Source organism: Brachyspira sp. SAP_772 (assembly GCF_009755885.1).
Classification (GTDB): domain Bacteria; phylum Spirochaetota; class Brachyspiria; order Brachyspirales; family Brachyspiraceae; genus Brachyspira.
The window spans coordinates 529,478-546,742 of the sequence record NZ_VYIX01000002.1; the positions used below are offsets into that span (position 1 = coordinate 529,478).

General features: G+C 29.1%; 12 protein-coding genes. 8 read left to right on the forward strand and 4 right to left on the reverse strand.

Going from position 1 to position 17,265, the window contains the following annotated elements:
• Positions 1–33: 33 nt before the first annotated feature.
• Together GQX97_RS07535 and GQX97_RS07540 are read left to right on the forward strand one after the other, a co-directional pair.
• The gene (locus tag GQX97_RS07535) at positions 34–408 is read left to right on the forward strand and encodes a hypothetical protein (protein ID WP_157151333.1); all 375 of its coding nucleotides are present in this window, start codon (positions 34–36) and stop codon (positions 406–408) included.
• A gap of 86 nt (positions 409–494) precedes the next feature.
• Positions 495–2,084 (forward strand): peptide ABC transporter substrate-binding protein, encoded by a 1,590-nt coding sequence (locus tag GQX97_RS07540; RefSeq protein ID WP_157151334.1) that lies wholly within the window; start codon positions 495–497, stop codon positions 2,082–2,084.
• Positions 2,085–2,112: 28 nt separating this feature from the next.
• On the opposite strand, the gene GQX97_RS07545 is transcribed toward GQX97_RS07540, so the two are convergent.
• Positions 2,113–2,937, reverse strand: a complete 825-nt coding sequence (locus GQX97_RS07545) for an SAVED domain-containing protein (RefSeq protein ID WP_232473283.1) — start codon at positions 2,935–2,937, stop codon at positions 2,113–2,115.
• A gap of 193 nt (positions 2,938–3,130) precedes the next feature.
• Between GQX97_RS07545 and GQX97_RS07550 the strand changes: the two genes are divergently transcribed.
• From GQX97_RS07550 to GQX97_RS07560, 3 genes are all read left to right on the forward strand, one after another.
• Entirely contained in the window at positions 3,131–5,074 is a 1,944-nt protein-coding gene (locus GQX97_RS07550; protein WP_157151336.1) for a fructose-1,6-bisphosphatase, read from the forward strand.
• A 194-nt stretch (positions 5,075–5,268) separates the two neighbouring features.
• Positions 5,269–5,976, forward strand: coding sequence for a 2,3,4,5-tetrahydropyridine-2,6-dicarboxylate N-acetyltransferase (dapD, locus tag GQX97_RS07555; RefSeq protein ID WP_157151337.1), 708 nt, complete (start codon positions 5,269–5,271; stop codon positions 5,974–5,976).
• 307 nt (positions 5,977–6,283) lie between these two features.
• Positions 6,284–7,456, forward strand: a complete 1,173-nt coding sequence (locus GQX97_RS07560; protein WP_157151338.1) for an iron-containing alcohol dehydrogenase — start codon at positions 6,284–6,286, stop codon at positions 7,454–7,456.
• A gap of 846 nt (positions 7,457–8,302) precedes the next feature.
• On the opposite strand, the gene mltG is transcribed toward GQX97_RS07560, so the two are convergent.
• Positions 8,303–9,310, reverse strand: coding sequence for an endolytic transglycosylase MltG (gene mltG / locus GQX97_RS07565; protein WP_157151339.1), 1,008 nt, complete (start codon positions 9,308–9,310; stop codon positions 8,303–8,305).
• 182 nt (positions 9,311–9,492) lie between these two features.
• Between mltG and GQX97_RS07570 the strand changes: the two genes are divergently transcribed.
• The 3 genes from GQX97_RS07570 (at position 9,493) to GQX97_RS07580 (ending at position 14,948) form a co-directional block, all read left to right on the forward strand.
• A complete protein-coding gene (locus GQX97_RS07570) occupies positions 9,493–11,880 on the forward strand; it encodes a sodium-translocating pyrophosphatase (RefSeq protein ID WP_157151340.1) in 2,388 nt (795 codons plus the stop codon).
• A 245-nt stretch (positions 11,881–12,125) separates the two neighbouring features.
• Complete coding sequence (locus GQX97_RS07575; protein WP_157151341.1) at positions 12,126–13,952, forward strand: methyl-accepting chemotaxis protein; 1,827 nt, start codon at positions 12,126–12,128, stop codon at positions 13,950–13,952.
• A gap of 204 nt (positions 13,953–14,156) precedes the next feature.
• Positions 14,157–14,948 carry a prohibitin family protein gene (locus GQX97_RS07580; RefSeq protein ID WP_157151342.1) on the forward strand — a complete coding sequence of 264 codons (792 nt, stop codon included), beginning with the start codon at positions 14,157–14,159 and terminating at the stop codon, positions 14,946–14,948.
• A gap of 68 nt (positions 14,949–15,016) precedes the next feature.
• Here the strand turns inward: GQX97_RS07580 and GQX97_RS07585 are convergent, their stop codons facing one another.
• Together GQX97_RS07585 and ruvB are read right to left on the reverse strand one after the other, a co-directional pair.
• The gene (locus GQX97_RS07585; RefSeq protein WP_407921881.1) at positions 15,017–16,045 is read right to left on the reverse strand and encodes a M23 family metallopeptidase; all 1,029 of its coding nucleotides are present in this window, start codon (positions 16,043–16,045) and stop codon (positions 15,017–15,019) included.
• A gap of 101 nt (positions 16,046–16,146) precedes the next feature.
• Positions 16,147–17,181 (reverse strand): Holliday junction branch migration DNA helicase RuvB, encoded by a 1,035-nt coding sequence (gene ruvB / locus GQX97_RS07590; protein ID WP_157151343.1) that lies wholly within the window; start codon positions 17,179–17,181, stop codon positions 16,147–16,149.
• Positions 17,182–17,265 lie beyond the last annotated feature (84 nt).

Here is a 17,265-nt window from a genome sequence, read left to right on the forward strand (position 1 = left end):
ATTTGTAAATTATTATATCAAGGAAATTAAGTTATGATAAACTTATTAAAAATATTTTTTATAATTTTACTTTTGATGTCATGCAGAAGAAATAATACTTATTTTTTAAGTGAACTTATTAATTATAAAGGAAGATATTTTGGAGATGGAGTTATATCTAATGGTTTCTATGTAAATGCTGTTGTTAGTTTAAATATTAATGATAATGGAGATGTTGCAATTGATATTACATTAAATAGTGAAAATATTTATTTTTTTACTGATTCTAATTATATGACAAAGTTATCAGATTCAAAATATAAAATTCAAAGAGGAGATTATTATATTCTTTTAGATTTTTCAAAGGGGCTTTATTTTATATATAGAGAGATTGGCAAAGAAATTTCTGGAAATTTAACTAAACAATAATTTAATTTTATTATATAAATAACAAATATTGACAATTTATCATTTTTATCTTAATGTTAACATAACTAAAAAAATAGGATTAACAAATGAAAAAACTATTTGCAATATTATCTTGTATTTTTATTTTATCTTGTTCTAATGATGTAAAAAATAATGAAGTAATAAAGGTGAGTGTTGGAGCAGAGCCTCAAAGTATAGACCCATCATATTTATCTGCAATTGATAGTATGATTTACGCTGTACATATATTCGAGGGTTTAGTTACAAAAGATAAAGAAGGCAATATTATAGGAGGTGTTGCAGAAAGTTGGGAAGTTTCTCCTGATGGATTAAATATTATATTTCATTTGAGAGATAATGCTAAATGGTCTGACGGCAAAAAGGTTACAGCAGATGAGTTTGTATATTCTTTTAGAAGATTGGTTGATCCTACTACAGCATCTTCTTATAGTTTTTTAGCTTCGCCTATTAAGAATGCTGATAAAATAATGTCGGGCAAGCTTAGAAAAGAAGAGTTGGGAGTTGAGGCAATAGATGAAAAAACTTTGTTAATAAAATTTGAAGCTCCAACTGCATATTTTTTGGAATTGTTTTGCATACCTATATTTTCTCCATTAAGAGCAGACTATATTGAAGATAATGAGAAATGGACTTTTTATCCAAACACATATATAGGAAATGGTCCTTATAAGATGATAGATAGAAAAATAGATGAATTAATATCATTAGAGTTAAATACAAATTATTGGAATAAAGATAATATAGTAGCAAACAGAATAGATTTTATAATGCTTTCAGATATATCAACAGCATACCCAGCATTAAAGGAAGGCTCATTGCATTACTCTTCAAGAATACAAAATAATGATATAGAGCTTTTAAGAAAAGAAGGATATTTAGTTATAACACCGTCTTTGGGTACTGCGTATTATGCTGTAAATAATACAAATGAAGTATTGAAAGATAAAAGGGTTCGCAAAGCCTTAGCATTAGCAATAGACAGAAACTATATAGTAGAAAATATCACAAAAGGCGGAGAGGTTCCTGCTGGAGCATTTATTCCATTTGGGCTTAAAGATGTAAATGGAGATTTTAGAGAAAATGGCGGCAATTATTTTAGCGTATCAAAAGAGGATTATAAAGCAAATGTTGAAGAGGCAAAAAGGTTGCTCGCTGAAGCTGGATACAGCAATGGGGCTAATTTCCCTGTGTTAGAGTTTAAAACTAATCCCGGTGCTGGAGTAACAATAGCTGAAGCGGTGCAGCAGATGTGGAAAGAAAATTTAAATGTAGATATGTCTATCACTCAAGAAGAATGGTCAGTTTTTCAAAAGAATAGACAAACAAGAAATTATACAGTATGCCGTGCCGATTGGATTGGTGATTATTTGGACCCTATGACTTTTGCTCAATTATTTACTTCAACAAGTGCAGGCAATAGAGTAGGCTACAGCAATATTAATTATGACAATCTCATAAAAGAAGCACAGTCTACAATAGACAATAATAAAAGAATGAGTAATATGCACATGGCAGAAGATATGCTTATAGGCGATGATATGGCTTTGATACCTTTATATTATTATACAGCACCTTCTATGAAAAGCCCTAAATTAAAAGATGTTGTAGTTGATACTTTGGAAATAAGAAGATTTTTTTACTCTTATTTGCAATAAATAATAATATTTTTATAAAGCTAGTTTTTTAATATTCATCTATTAAATTACTATTTAGTATTGCACCTAATTCATATCTGTTATTATTGCTGCTGTAATTATAAATATAGAATGTTAGATAATTATTTTTATAACTAGCCATTTTCTTTCCCAAATATAAAAGCCCATTCGCTGGTATGGAGCTTAATATATGAACTTCTTTAATATTTTCATATGATGCTATATCATTAAAAATAGAGTTTATTTCACTTACAAATATATCATAACATTTTTTATTTACTAAGCTTCTATCAGAGTTTTCTTGCAGTCTTATTTGATGTGTTATAGTTATAATATTTGTATATGAATAATCAAAACCCTTATTTATAATTAGGTTTTCATTATCTTTATAAACTTCTTCTATATTATCAACATTAGACCTTCCTGATAATATTATACCTATTGGCTGATTTATGTTTGATATTCTTAATTTGGTTGATTTACTGTCTATAAAATTGGTTAATTCTGGGTCGGTAATATCAATATCGCTATATCCCCAAGTAAGAGAATCTTTAGGTTTTGGAAGAAAATCAAAATTATATTTATACTTTTCTAATATATATGCTATAGACACTAGTATACTATTTGGTGCTATTGCATACAGAATAATTTTATCTTGTTTTGTAATATTTGCCTCTTCTAATTTGGATACTATAATATTTTTTAGTTTTCTTATAATATTATCATCTTTATATTTATATATATTATATTCATTGTCTAAATCAATTTCTAAATCAATTTGCGGCATTTCTCCAAAGTTTTGAGATACACCTCTTATAGAATGAAATATTTTAACATTTTTATTTTCAGCCATAAACATTACTCTTTTTTATATAATTATATATCAATATTATAAAAATTACTCGAATTTATTATTATATTTTTCATAAAAATAGATTAATATTATTTTTTGTATATACTTATATATTATATCGGAGTTATTCTACAATAAAAAAATATTTTCATATATATTTTTGTATTTTAAATAATATTTTGGAGTTTTTATCATGAGAGATAAGGATTATTTAGAATTATTATCAAAAAAATATCCAACTATAGATGATGCTTCTGTTGAAATTATTAATTTAAAAGCTATATGTAAATTACCTAAAGGTACCGAATATTTTTTAAGTGATATACATGGAGAATCTGACGGATTTGAATATTTAATAGGCACTTCATCTGGGGTTATAAAAGAGAAAATAGAAATATTATTTAGAAACACTTTAACAGAAAATGAAAGAATAGAGCTTCAAATACTTATAGTAGATACAAAGAATATGATTAATAAAAAGTCTGTAAGAGAAGATTTTAATGATTGGAGCAGAATAACTATATATAGGCTCATAAAAATATGCCAGCTTGTTACAAGTAAATATACAAGGTCAAAGATTAGAAAGAAGATGCCTCAAAACTTCGCTTATATACTTGATGAGCTTTTACAAACATCGGTTGAGGACAATAAAGAGAATTATTATTTTTCTATAATAGATTCTATAATAGATGTATCAGCATCAGAAAAGTTTATTATATCATTATGTGCTTTAATAAGAAAATGCAGTATAGACAGGCTTCATATTGTGGGAGATATTTATGATAGAGGACCTCACCCAGATAAGGTAATAGAGAGCATAATGAATTTTAATGAAGTTGATATGGCTTGGGGCAATCATGATATACATTGGCTTGGGGCTGCTAATGGAAGTTTAATTTGCGTTGCCAATGCTGTTCGTTTGGCTGTGAGGTATAATAATTTTGATTTGCTTGAATATAGTTATGGTATCAATTTAAGGGGATTATCATCATTTGCTAATGAGGTTTATAAAGATGACCCTTGTGAAGTGTTTAAACCTAATACTCTAGATAAAAATATATATGATGAGGTTGATAAAGATTTAGCTTCAAAGATGCATAAGGCAATATCAATAATACAGTTTAAGTTAGAATGTCAGCTTATAAAAAGACATCCAAATTATGCTATGGATGACCGTATACTTCTTGATAGGATTGATTATAAAAATGGAAATATTAATATTGACGGTAAAACTTATGAGCTTAAAGATAAAAACTTCCCAACAATAGATCCTAAAAATCCATTTGAACTTACAGAAGGTGAAAACACTTTAATACAGAGTTTAGCATTTTCTTTTATTAATAGCCCAACACTTCAAAAGCATACTAATTATATTTATGCAAAAGGCGGAATATATAAAATATTTAATGGTAATTTGCTCTATCATGGATGCATACCCACAAAAGAAGATGGAAGTTTTGATGATGTATATATAGACGGACAATATTTATCTGGAAAGAAGTATTTAAAACAAGTTGAAGATAAGGTGCGTAAGGCATTTTACTGTGAAGTAGGAAGCGAAGAGCAGCTTAATGCTTTAGATTATTGTTGGTATTTATGGTGCGGACCAAAATCTCCATTATTTGGCAAAAATAAAATGACAACTTTTGAGAGATATTTTATAGAAGATAAAGAAATTCACAAAGAAAGTTATAATCCATATTATTATCATATAGATAAAAAAGATTATTGCGAGAGTATATTAAAAGAGTTTGATTTGGATATACATAAATCACATATAGTTAATGGACATGTTCCAGTAAAGACTCATAAAGGAGAAAGCCCAATCAAAGGCGGAGGAATACTTTTAGTGATAGATGGAGGACTTTCTAAGGCTTATCATAAAAGTACAGGTATAGGAGGCTATACTTTAATATCAAATTCTAATGCAATGTTTATAGCAGAGCATAGACCTTTTGCTGAAGTGGTAGAATCTGGTTTTAGAATATCTCCAAAAACAACTATAGTAGATAGATTTGTAACGAGAATTACTGTAGGAGAGACTGATATAGGTATTGAATTAAATAAAAGAATAACTGATTTAGAAGAATTGCTTAATGCTTATAGAAGCGGTATAGTAAAAGAAAAGGTAAATTGATTTTATTTATTTTTTGGATTTAATTTTATCTTTTGAAATTTGCATTTAATTTAAATAGTTAATTAAAAATCTATAATAACAATAAATATTTTTTATATATAATTAATCATGATATTATTTTATAAATTCCTTTTGACAAATTTTAATTAATTGTGTATTATCTTAATCTAAAAAATTAATAATTGGAGTAAAAAATGGATATGTTAGAAAAATCTGAAGATATAATTGCTTATATAAAAAACTCTACTAAAAAAACACCTGTTAAAGCATATATAAAAGGAACTTTATCAAAAAATATAAATACTAATGCTAAAATTTTTTCTTATGGTGATTTTAATTTTATAGTTGGTGATTATGATGAAGTAAAAAGAATATTAGAAGAACATAAAGAGTTGATAATGGATTATTATTTAGAAAATGACAGAAGAAACTCTGGAGTGCCTACATTAAGTTATTTTAATGTTAATGCTAGAATTGAGCCCGGTGCTATTATAAGAGATAAAGTAAAAATAGGGGATAATGCTGTTATAATGATGGGGGCTATTATTAATATTGGTGCTGAAGTAGGAGATGGCACTATGATAGATATGGGTGCTGTATTAGGCGGACGTGCTATTGTTGGAAAGAATTGTCATATTGGTGCGGGAGCAGTATTAGCTGGAGTAATAGAGCCTCCTTCTGCTAAACCTGTTATAGTTGAGGACAATGTTGTAATAGGGGCTAATGCTGTTGTATTAGAGGGTGTTCATATTGGAAAGAATGCTGTAATAGGTGCAGGTGCTATTGTTATAGAAGATGTAGCAGAGAATCAGGTTGTTGCTGGTAACCCTGCTAAAGTTATTAAAGAAAAAGACAGTAAAACAATTGATAAGACAAAATTAGTTGATGATTTAAGAAAATAATTTTAGTTTATTATATATTTAAATATATATTTTGTTATATAAGTTTTTATTTTATTCAACTTTTTCTTGTTCTTTTTCCCGCAGCAAAAAGAACCAAAAAGTGCAAGTACTATAACTTTGTATGTTTGGAGTATGTATAAACTATAAGATAGTACCTTTATTTTAAGCATAAAAAATGCAGTCCTTTTGCTTCTTTGGGTCACCAAAAGAAGTGGGGTGCGGGGCAAAGCCCTGCAATAATTTGAATTAAAAAATTAAAATTTTACAAAGTGCAATCATTTTTATTATTTTATAAGGAGTTAAAAATATGCAAAGTTTTAATTTACAGCTTCCTACTAAAGTAATATTTGGAAAAAATGCTCAAGAGAATACTGTTTCAGAAATAAAAAAATTAAATGCTAAAAAAGTATTTATAGTTTATGGTTCTAATAGAATAAAAGAAAATGGATTATTAGATAATATAGAAAATATGTTAAAAAAAGAGAATATTTATTATACTCTTTTTAATAATGTAAAAGCTAATCCTCTACTTTCGCATGCAAGAGAAGGAGTAAAAAAAGCTATAGAATTTAATGCTGATTTAATTTTAGCTATAGGCGGAGGAAGTGTAATAGACACTGCAAAAGCGATAGCGATAGGGGTTGCAAATCCCGATGTTGATATTTGGGATTTTTGGACTAACAAAAAAACTTTAGAGAAAACTACTAATGTAGGAGCTATACTTACAATTTCTGCAGCAGGGAGTGAAACTAGCACATCGGCAGTATTAACAAATGATGAAACTTTAGAAAAGAGAGGGCTTAATACAGAGTTTAATCGCCCTAAATTTGCTATAATGAATCCTTGTTATACTTTTACTTTGCCTTATTATCAAGTAGCTTGCGGAATAGTGGATATTATGATGCATACTTTAGATAGATACTTTGCTGATAATTGCTATAATGAAACTACAGATGCTTTTGCTGAGGCATTATTAAAAGTTGTAATAAAAAATGGTCTTATAGCTATGAAAGATAAAACTAATTATGATGCAATGAGTGAGCTTATGTGGTGCGGAAGTTTGTCGCATAATACTTTAACAGGCTTAGGAAATGAGTTTGATTTTATAGCTCATAAATTCGGACATGAACTTAGTGCTAAGTTTGATGTAGCACATGGAGCTAGCCTTTCTACTGTTTGGGGGCATTGGGCTAAATATTGTTATGATTATTCTGATCATACAAGAGATAGATTTAGAAAATATGCAAAGAATGTATGGAATGTAGATGATGCTCTTGAAGGAATAAATAAAACTATAGAATATTTCAAACAAATTAATATGCCTACCAATTTTACAGAATTAGGAATAGGTATTCAAAATGACAATATGCTTAATGTGCTTACTGATGGCACTACAAGAAATGGCAGTTTAACTTTTAAACATTTTAGAACTTTGAATAAAGACGATGTATTTAATATATTTAGAAGCTGTAATGTTTGATATGAACTAAAAATTTTAATAAAAAAGACTGCATTTTTTAGCCTAAAATAAAGGTATTGTATTATAGTTTATACACATTCAAAAAATACAAAGCTATAGCAATTGCACTTTTTGCAACTTTTTGCTGCGGGAAAAAGTTGATAAAAAATAATTATTTTAATATATATCAAAATTTTTAACTTTATTTATTTTTATTATTTGCAGGGCTTTGCCCCCTGCGAAGCGTGCCCGAAGGGCGAAAACTTTTTGACGAAGTCCGCACCGCGAGAGCGACAAAAAAGTTGATAAAAAATTATTATTTAATACCCAAAAATATTTTTTAAGTTTTTTGTTTGTGGTGGCGTTGCTCCCTGCGAAGCGTGCCCTTAGGGTACACGCCCCCAGTTCTTTTGCCGATAGGCACCTACTCGGTACGACCGAAGGAAGTGCCTATGGTATTGGTATAAAAGAAGCAAAAGAACTGCATTTTTTAGCTAAAATATTTGTATTATTATTATACTTTATATATACTCAACATATAAAATAAAAACGTTTGCATTTTTTGCAACTTTTGCGGCAGGAAAAAGTTGATATAAAATAATAGTTTTAATATATACTAAAAAATTTTAAACTCTTTTATTTTAATTATTTGCAGGGGCTAGCCCCCGCACCCCCAGTTCTTTTGTCGCCACAAAGAACCAAAAAGGCTGCATTTTTATTATAAATTTTATAATTTAATTGTACATTAAAATGCACTCATCCGCACGACTAAGAAGTTATAATTAAAGCATAGCATTACCGTGCGGCAAGGTGGTACAGCTCGTACGCGGGAAAAAGTTTAATAAAAAATCATATAACAAAATATAGTTATTTTTTTAAAATATATTTATCAATGTTTCTTAAATGCTCTTCATAGGTTACAGAGAAAGCATGTTTGCCTGTACCGTCTGCTACAAAAAATATATAGTCTGTTTTAGCAGGGTTTAGAGAAGCTTCTATGGCTTTAGCACCGCTTGAACATATTGGTCCCGGAGGAAGTCCTGTATTTTTATAGGTGTTATAAGGGTGTACCATACGCAAGTCATCATATCTTAAATTTGGTTTTTCTATATAATCACCTTTCACTAAAGTCATAGCATAAATTGTTGTAGGGTCTGCCTCTAGTCTTTTATCTATATTTAATCGGTTATAGTATACAGAAGCTATTAATTTAGGGTCATCATTAGGTCCCATTTCTTTTTCTACAATAGAAGCCATAGTTAATACTTCATGTACAGTTCTTCCAATTTGTTTTGCTCTTTCTTCTAAATCAGGAAACTCTTTAAAAAGTGAATCTATCATATGTGTAACCAATACTTCTGCAGAATTGCCTTTTACTATATAATATGTAGAAGGGAATATATATCCTTCCACGCTATCAGAAGGAATATTATATTTTTCTAATATTTTTTTATCATGACATGCTTTTAAAAACTCTTCTTTTGTTGTGAATCCTTGGTTGTCTAAATAGTTGGCTATTTCGTATATGTTTTTTCCTTCTGCAATGGTGAGTCTTACCATAGCTTGTTTGCCGCTATTTAAATGCTTCATTATATCTATCATACTCATATTTTTATCAAGCTCATAATATCCGCTTAAGAGTTTTCTGTCGTATTTGAGATGTTTAGCTAATACAACGAATAGTCTTGAATTTCTAATGAGTCCTTGCTCTTGTAATTTTTTAGATATATTGTAAGCACCTTCGCCTTGTTTAATTTCAAAGTATACTTTTTGAGAGTCTTTTGATATAGGTGAACTTGTATATATTATTAAACTGCCTATTGATATAGTGAATATTACAGCTATAGAAACTATTATAATTAAAGCTCTTTTCATAATTTTGCTTAAACCTTTATATGATTAATTATTAATTATAACCAAATAAATAGAAATTGTCAAAAAAATATATATAATACTATATACAATAATTTTATAAAAAACATTGACAATTTATATATTTTATGTTATATTGCATAACTGTATAATTTCTAACAAAATTCAAAAAATAGGGTAAGTATATGAAATACGAAATTTTAGCTCAAAATGCCCGCTTTTTCACAATATCAGCGGCAATTCTAACCTTAGCTTTTGCATTCTATTTCTATAAATGGATGCGTAAGCAAGATGAAGGTACAGACAAAATGAAAGAAATTGCTTCACATGTTCGCTCTGGTGCTATAGCTTATCTTAAACAACAATATAGAGTTATAGCTTTCTTTTTTGCTGGAGCTTTCATAATTTTTGCTATTCTTTCTTATGCTTTAAAAGTACAAAATCCTTTCATTCCTATAGGTTTCTTAACAGGAGGTTTCTTCTCAACACTTTCTGGTTTCTTAGGCATGAAAACTGCTACTTATGCATCAGCAAGAACTGCTAATGCTGCTAGCAAATCACTAAACCAAGGCTTAACTATAGCTTTCCGTTCTGGTGCTGTTATGGGTCTTACAGTTGTTGGTTTAGCTTTATTTGATATATCTATGTGGTTTATAATACTTAATGCTTGGCTTGATAATAGTTGGTTTAACACTGACTTTTTAGCTTTAGGTAATATTGCTCGTGATTCTTCAGAGTTCATATCTGCTAAGATGCACTTTGTAACTACTACAATGCTTAGCTTTGGTGTAGGTGCTTCTTTCCAAGCTTTATTTGCTCGTGTTGGCGGCGGTATATTTACAAAAGCTGCTGACGTTGGTGCTGACTTGGTAGGTAAAGTTGAAGCTGGAATACCTGAAGATGATCCTAGAAACCCTGCTGTTATAGCTGACAACGTTGGTGATAACGTGGGTGACGTTGCTGGTATGGGTGCTGACCTTTATGAATCTTATGCAGGTTCTATACTAGCTGCTATGAGTTTAGGTTCTGCTGCTTTTGGTTATATTAATCCTGATATTAGCCCTATATATGCTGTATCTCTTCCTATGATACTTGCAGCTATTGGTACTCTTTCTTCTATAATAGGTGTATTCTTCGTTAAAACTAAAGAAGGTGCTACTATGGGAGAATTATTAAAATCTTTAAGAGTTGGTGTTTACGTGAGCAGTGCTATAATAATAGTAGTTGCTTTCATATTAGTAAAAATGCTTCTTCCAAACAACTTAGGCTTATTTGTTTCTATAATTGTAGGACTTATAGCTGGTAACGTTGTTGGTTTCTTTACAGAATATTACACTGCTGCTGAATACAGACCTACTCAATGGGTTGCTGAACAATCTAAGACTGGTCCTGCTACTGTTATAATCGGCGGACTTGCTGTTGGTATGCAATCTACTTTAATACCTGTTGTTACAGTAGTTGTTTCTATTATATTAGCATTTGGTTTTGCTGGCGGTTTTGGTTCGGGTGCTTCTGCATTTTCTCAAGGTTTATATGGTATTGCTTTAGCTTCTGTTGGTATGTTATCTACTTTAGGTATCACATTAGCTACAGACGCTTATGGTCCTATAGCTGACAATGCTGGCGGTAACGCTGAGATGTCTGGTCTTCCTGAGAGTGTTAGAGAGAGAACTGATGCTTTAGACTCTTTAGGTAATACTACTGCTGCTACTGGTAAAGGTTTTGCTATATGTTCTGCTGCTTTAACTGCTATGGCTTTGATTGCTGCTTATATAGAAGAGATTAAAGTTTCTTTAGGCAGAATGATTAATTCTGGTAATTTAACTTCTATTAATATAGGTACTATAGAGTATACTGCTAACACACCTTCAGAATTATACCAAAAAATAGTTTATAGCTTACATATGAATGAGTTTATGAATGCTTTCAATATTCACTTGATGAACCCTAAAGTATTAGTTGGTATATTTATCGGTGCTATGTTAGTATTCTTCTTCTGTGCTTTAACTATGAAAGCTGTTGGTCGTGCTGCTGCTGGAGTTGTTGAGGAAGTTAGAAGACAGTTCAGAGAGATTAAAGGTTTATTAGCTGGAGAGGCTGGAGTTAAAGCTGATTATGAAAAAGCTGTTCAAATCTGTACTAAATCTGCTCAAAAAGAGATGATTGTTCCTTCTGTACTTGCTATAGTTGTACCTGTTGTTGTTGGTTTTATATTTGGTGTACCTGCTGTTATAGGTATGTTAGTGGGTGGTTTAACTTCTGGTTTTGCTATGGCTGTTATGATGTCTAATGCTGGTGGTGCTTGGGACAATGCTAAAAAATATATTGAAGCTGGTAATTTAGGCGGTAAGAAGATAGTTGATGAAAATGGTAACAAAATCACTAACCCTAATCATGCTGCTGCTGTTATAGGTGATACTGTTGGTGACCCATTCAAAGATACTTCTGGACCAAGCTTAAACATTCTTATTAAACTTATGAGCTTAATAAGTGTTGTATTTGCTGGTGCGGTTGTTGCTTTCTCACCAAAAATTCAAGCTTTACTTGGTATAGCTGACCAAATTATTAAGTAATAAATTTTATTTAATATAAATATATAAGCTGCTTGACTATAAAAGTTGGGCAGCTTTTTTTGTATAAAGTTCAATATTTATAATAATTAGAATAAATGTTCTATATGTACTATTTTTATTTAATCTAATTAAATCATAATATTATATTTACATAATCTAAATATAAAAATTACATATTGTGTTGACATTAAACAAATTTTAATATAAACTCGCACTCTATACAACAACAATATAAGGAATACATTATGAAAAATAGACACTCTATTAGGGTTAAGATGCCTATAGTAATCAGCTTGCTTAGTACATTTTTTTTAGTTTTGATAGTTGTTATATTGTCCATTAGATCCAATAAAATAATAAAAGAATCCACTTTATCTGGATTTGATAATACAGTTACTGGTTATAAAGAAATGTTGGATACTTGGTTAGATGATCAGAGAAATTTAATAAGAACTTATTCAGTATCTCCTACTGTAATATCGTATCTTTTGAATAGAGATGCTGTTGATATAAGGCCTGTGCTTGCTGAGTTCGAGGCAATTAATGATTTGGTTTTAGATATAGGTTTAACTGATACAAATGGTATAATATTAGATAACGTAAATGGAGTAAAAATAGGTGAGAATATTATTACCATTAGAACAAATATTTTAAATATATTAAAAGCTAACAATAATCAAGCTTCTTTTGATGATCAATTACAAAAATCTGTTGCGGATAATAAATGGTCTTTGGCAGCTCTTTCTGGAGTATTTTATAATGGGGAGCATATAGGAAATGTATATATTATAATGGATTGGGAAGATTTATCTATAAGGCTTCAAGATTTAAAACTTCCTGAAAGAACAAGGATATTTGCTGTAGATGATGATAGGAATATAGTTTTAGATACTAAAAATGAGCTTAATACTAAAGCTAATGAGGCTTATGAACAAATTATTACTTCTAATAAATTATCTGGATATATGACTTACATATCTTCTGTTAGTCATGATTCAAGAACAGCTGTTTATACAAGAATAGATAATGTGCCTTGGTATTTAATTATGGCAATGGATGATAGAATTATTTATCAGGCTAATAATGATTCTATAAAGATATCAATAGTTATTTGTATATTATCTATTATTTTTATAAATATTTTTGCTTTTCTATATATTAAAAGAGTTACATATCCATTAAAGAATTTAATGATTCATGCTACAAATATATCTAACGGAAATATAAAAAAGAGCAATATAACAAATTATAGAAAAGATGAGTTTGGAGAATTAGAGAGAGTTTTTGATTTGATGAGTAGTAGATTATCTGAGGTAGTTTCTAATGTTAATAATGCTTCTAATGAAATAATAGAGGCGGCAGAAAATATGATGGAAAGCAGCAATGAATTATCTCAGAGAACAGATTTACAATCATCAAGTTTAGAGGAGACAGCTGCTAGTATAGAAGAGATGGTTTCTAGTATTAAAATATCAGCAGAAAAATCCGTAGCTGGTAAAAATATGATGTCTGAGTCTATTGTATTTATTGAAAATGCTGCCGATATAATATCAAAAACAGCTTCTAATGTGGAAGAAGTTTATCATTCTAGTGAAAAAATTAAAGATATTACTAAAATAATAGAAGATATTGCTTTTCAGACTAATATACTTGCTCTTAATGCTTCAGTTGAGGCAGCACGTGCAGGAGATCAGGGTAAGGGTTTTGCAGTTGTTGCTTCTGAGGTGAGAAATCTTGCTCAAACTACTCAGGCTTCTGTAAAGGATATTACTGATTTAGTAGATAATACCACACAAAAAGTTGCTGTAGCTACAGAAACTGCTAAAGAATCTCAAAAAATATTTGTTGATTTACAGAAAAAAGTAACTGAAACTTCTGAACTTATGGAGACTATTACATCAAATACTCTGGAACAAGAATCTGGTACTAACCAAATAAGTATAGAAGTTAATAATATGGAAAGTGCTACATCTCAAAATGCAAGTTTAGCAGAGAGTTCTTATGAGGTGTCAAAATCTTTATTAGAAAAGGCTAAGTTTTTAGAAAAGAGTATAGAATTTTTTAAAATTTAAATTATTAATTAACTTTATATAAAGCTATCTCATTTTTTATAATAATAATAATGAAGATAGCTTTTTTATTATAATAATCAATTAGACATATTTTAAAAATAATATTTTATTAAATTTATAAACATTATTTAATATATTATACTATTGCAAAAATATAGTATATATTTTAGTATATAAAAAATATTTTTTAGGAGATTAAAGTTTATGAGAATTATTGATATCAATACTAGTAAATTACATTCTATACTTTTTATACTGCTTCCTATTGTTTTAATAGTAGGATTTTTAATTTTTTCTAGCGTTACAATAGTATCAACTGGTGAGGTTGGAATAAGAAGCAGATTAGGTAAAGCAATATCAGAAGAGGAGCCGGGACTTCATTTTAGAATACCTTTTATAGATAAAATTAGACCTATGGAAGTGAGGGAGCAAACTGTTGAAAAAACTTATGCTGTATCTTCTAAGGACATGCAAACTATATCAATGACTTTGAATGTTCAATATTCTATAACTGGTGATGCTTTAGATTTATATAGAAAATTTGGTACAGATTATAAAAACAAATTAGTTAATCCAAGAATATCAGAGAGTCTTAATGCTGTTTCTGCAAGATACACAATAGAAGAGTTTATAACAAAAAGAAATGAGATGGCAGGAGAATTATTAAAAGAAGTTATGGCAGATTTTCAGGATTACGGCATTACAGTTGCGGCTTGTTCTATTATAGAGCATGATTTTTCTGATGAGTTTGACCAAGCAATAGAGAGAAAATTAATAGCTTCTCAAGATGCTCTAACAGCACAAAATGCATTAGAAAAAGTAAGATATGAAGCTGAAGCTGAAATTACAAAAGCTAAAGGTATAGCTGAAGCAAACAGAATAATGCAGGAATCTTTAACACCTCTTCTTATACAAAGAATGTATATAGAAAAATGGGACGGTAAAATGCCTCAAGTTTCTGGTTCTGGCGTTACTCCTATGATACAAGTTAAATAAAAAATAAAGAGGTAATTTAATATAATTAAAATTACCTCTTTTTATTATTCTCATATATAATTTATTTATTAAAATCTTGCATTCAAATAAGGCATAGGGTTTTTATGGTCGCCTGCTATTCTCACTTCAAAGTGGCAGTGTATACCAGTTGTTCTTCCAGTATTTCCAATCATAGCAATTTTTTGTCCTCTTTTTACTTGTTGACCACCATGCACCAAAAGCTCTGAATTGTGACCATAACCAGTTTGATAACCATTAGCATGCTCTATAAGTACAAACCAACCATAACCATTTTTCCAACCTGCAAATGTAACTTTTCCATCTGCAGCTGCTAGTATTGGTGTGCCATAAGGACCTGCAATATCAACACCATAATGATAACTTTTTTCTTGTGTAAATGGTGAAAGTCTTGCCCCAAATCCACTTGATATTCTTCCGCCTCCTGCAACAGGCCAGCCTACTGGTATTTCTTTATGTATTACTGAAGGAACATTCATAAATGTTAAAATGTTCTTTTGATATCTATCTATTTCATTCAAAGTTTTATTTATATCATTATCATTATTGCTATTATTATTGAAAGAAGAGTTGTTATTATAGTCTATTAAATAAGAAATATTTTTTATAGTATCATTATATTCTTTTAGAGATTTTGAATATCTATTAAGTGAATCTTTATATTCTGTAATTAAACTATATGTTTTAGCTTCTGTAGCAGATAATGTATTATAAAAATCTCTTGCTTCTTTTTGTTTATAATAAGCATCAAAACCTGTATAGATTAAAGATGCAAAGATTAATACAAAAAATAGTATCATAAAATTATTGATAGGTAAGCTTAAACCTTTTTCTTCATTATTATAAAATATTAATATGCTTCTTTCATGATTACCTTTTTTCATGATAGCTGATATTATTTTATTAAAGAAATTTCTTATGGGTAAAGTTGAATCATATATTTTAGAAATAGATATTTTTAAATGATAGAGTTTATTATGATTTTTTTTGTAGTTTGCTTTTTTATTATAATATTTTGGATATTTTGCAGCTTGCTTTTTATTATTAGATTTAAAATTATTTACAAATTTACTAGCCACTTTACTTTTATCTTTAGACGTTTCTTGTATATAATATTCATCTAATTTGATATTAGATTTTGTTTCAAAAGTGTTTCTCGTTTGAATAATAAACCTCCAACTTATAAATCAAATAAAGTATTCTCTTTATAATTATCGTTATTTTTTACATTAATATTTAAATAGCTATAAGCTTTTATTGTAGCAACTCTTCCTTTTGGTGTTCTTTTAATAAAGCCAGATTGTATTAAATATGGCTCTATTACATCTTCTATAGTTTCTATCTGTTCGGATAATGAAACAGATATAGTATCTACACCAACAGGTCCTCCATTATAATTTTTTATTATAGTATTTAGGTACTGTTTGTCAAGGGCTTCAAAACCATTTTTGTCAACCCCCAATTTCTCTAAAGAATCAGAGGCAAACTTTTCATCTATTTTTAAAACATCAGAAACTGTTGCAAAGTCAAACACTCTTCTAAGAAGTCTATTAACTATTCTAGGGGTTCCTCTGGATCTTGATGCTATAGAAATTGCAGCTGAGTCTGTTATATCAATATTAAGAAACTTTGAGCTTCTTTTTACTATATCTGCTAAATCTTCATTAGTATAAAACTCAAGCCTCTCTACTATTCCAAATCTGTCGTATAATGGAGTGCTTAATAATCCGCTTCTTGTTGTAGCTCCTATTAAAGTAAATTTTGGAAGTTTTACTCTAAAGCTTTTAGCACTTGTCCCTTCACCTACCTTTATATCAACAAAAAAATCTTCCATTGCAGAATAAAGCACTTCTTCAACAACGGTTCTAAGTCTATGTATTTCATCTATAAACAATATATCTTTTTCACCTAATGTTGTTAGTATTGATGCTAAATCTCCGGGGCGTTCTATAACTGGTGCAGATGTTGCCTTGATATTGCTTCCTAACTCTTCTGCAATAATTTGTGCAAGAGTTGTTTTTCCTAAACCGGGAGGGCCGTAAAATAATATATGATCCAAAGAAACATCTCTTTTTTTAGCACTGTCTATAAAAACTTTTAATTTAGATTTTATATTTTCTTGCCCTATAAAATCATTGAATCCTTTTGGTCTTATAGAAGAAGTATTAACATCATAAGAGTTTTCATTGGAGTTAGTTATACTTTCTTTATCCAATATTTAAAATCCATATTATTTAATTGTGCATATATTATATTATAAAAAATGATTAATAACAAATTTATTTTTTATATAAATATT

Excerpts from the sequence above, each read along its gene's own strand:
- GQX97_RS07560 (WP_157151338.1), top strand. The coding sequence starts at position 6,284 with ATGCAAAGTTTTAATTTACAGCTTCCTACTAAAGTAATATTTGGAAAA.
- GQX97_RS07535 (WP_157151333.1), top strand. The coding sequence starts at position 34 with ATGATAAACTTATTAAAAATATTTTTTATAATTTTACTTTTGATGTCA.
- dapD (WP_157151337.1), top strand. The coding sequence starts at position 5,269 with ATGGATATGTTAGAAAAATCTGAAGATATAATTGCTTATATAAAAAAC.
- mltG (WP_157151339.1), bottom strand. The coding sequence starts at position 9,310 with ATGAAAAGAGCTTTAATTATAATAGTTTCTATAGCTGTAATATTCACT.
- GQX97_RS07570 (WP_157151340.1), top strand. The coding sequence starts at position 9,493 with ATGAAATACGAAATTTTAGCTCAAAATGCCCGCTTTTTCACAATATCA.
- GQX97_RS07540 (WP_157151334.1), top strand. The coding sequence starts at position 495 with ATGAAAAAACTATTTGCAATATTATCTTGTATTTTTATTTTATCTTGT.
- GQX97_RS07580 (WP_157151342.1), top strand. The coding sequence starts at position 14,157 with ATGAGAATTATTGATATCAATACTAGTAAATTACATTCTATACTTTTT.
- GQX97_RS07550 (WP_157151336.1), top strand. The coding sequence starts at position 3,131 with ATGAGAGATAAGGATTATTTAGAATTATTATCAAAAAAATATCCAACT.
- GQX97_RS07575 (WP_157151341.1), top strand. The coding sequence starts at position 12,126 with ATGAAAAATAGACACTCTATTAGGGTTAAGATGCCTATAGTAATCAGC.
- GQX97_RS07545 (WP_232473283.1), bottom strand. The coding sequence starts at position 2,937 with ATGGCTGAAAATAAAAATGTTAAAATATTTCATTCTATAAGAGGTGTA.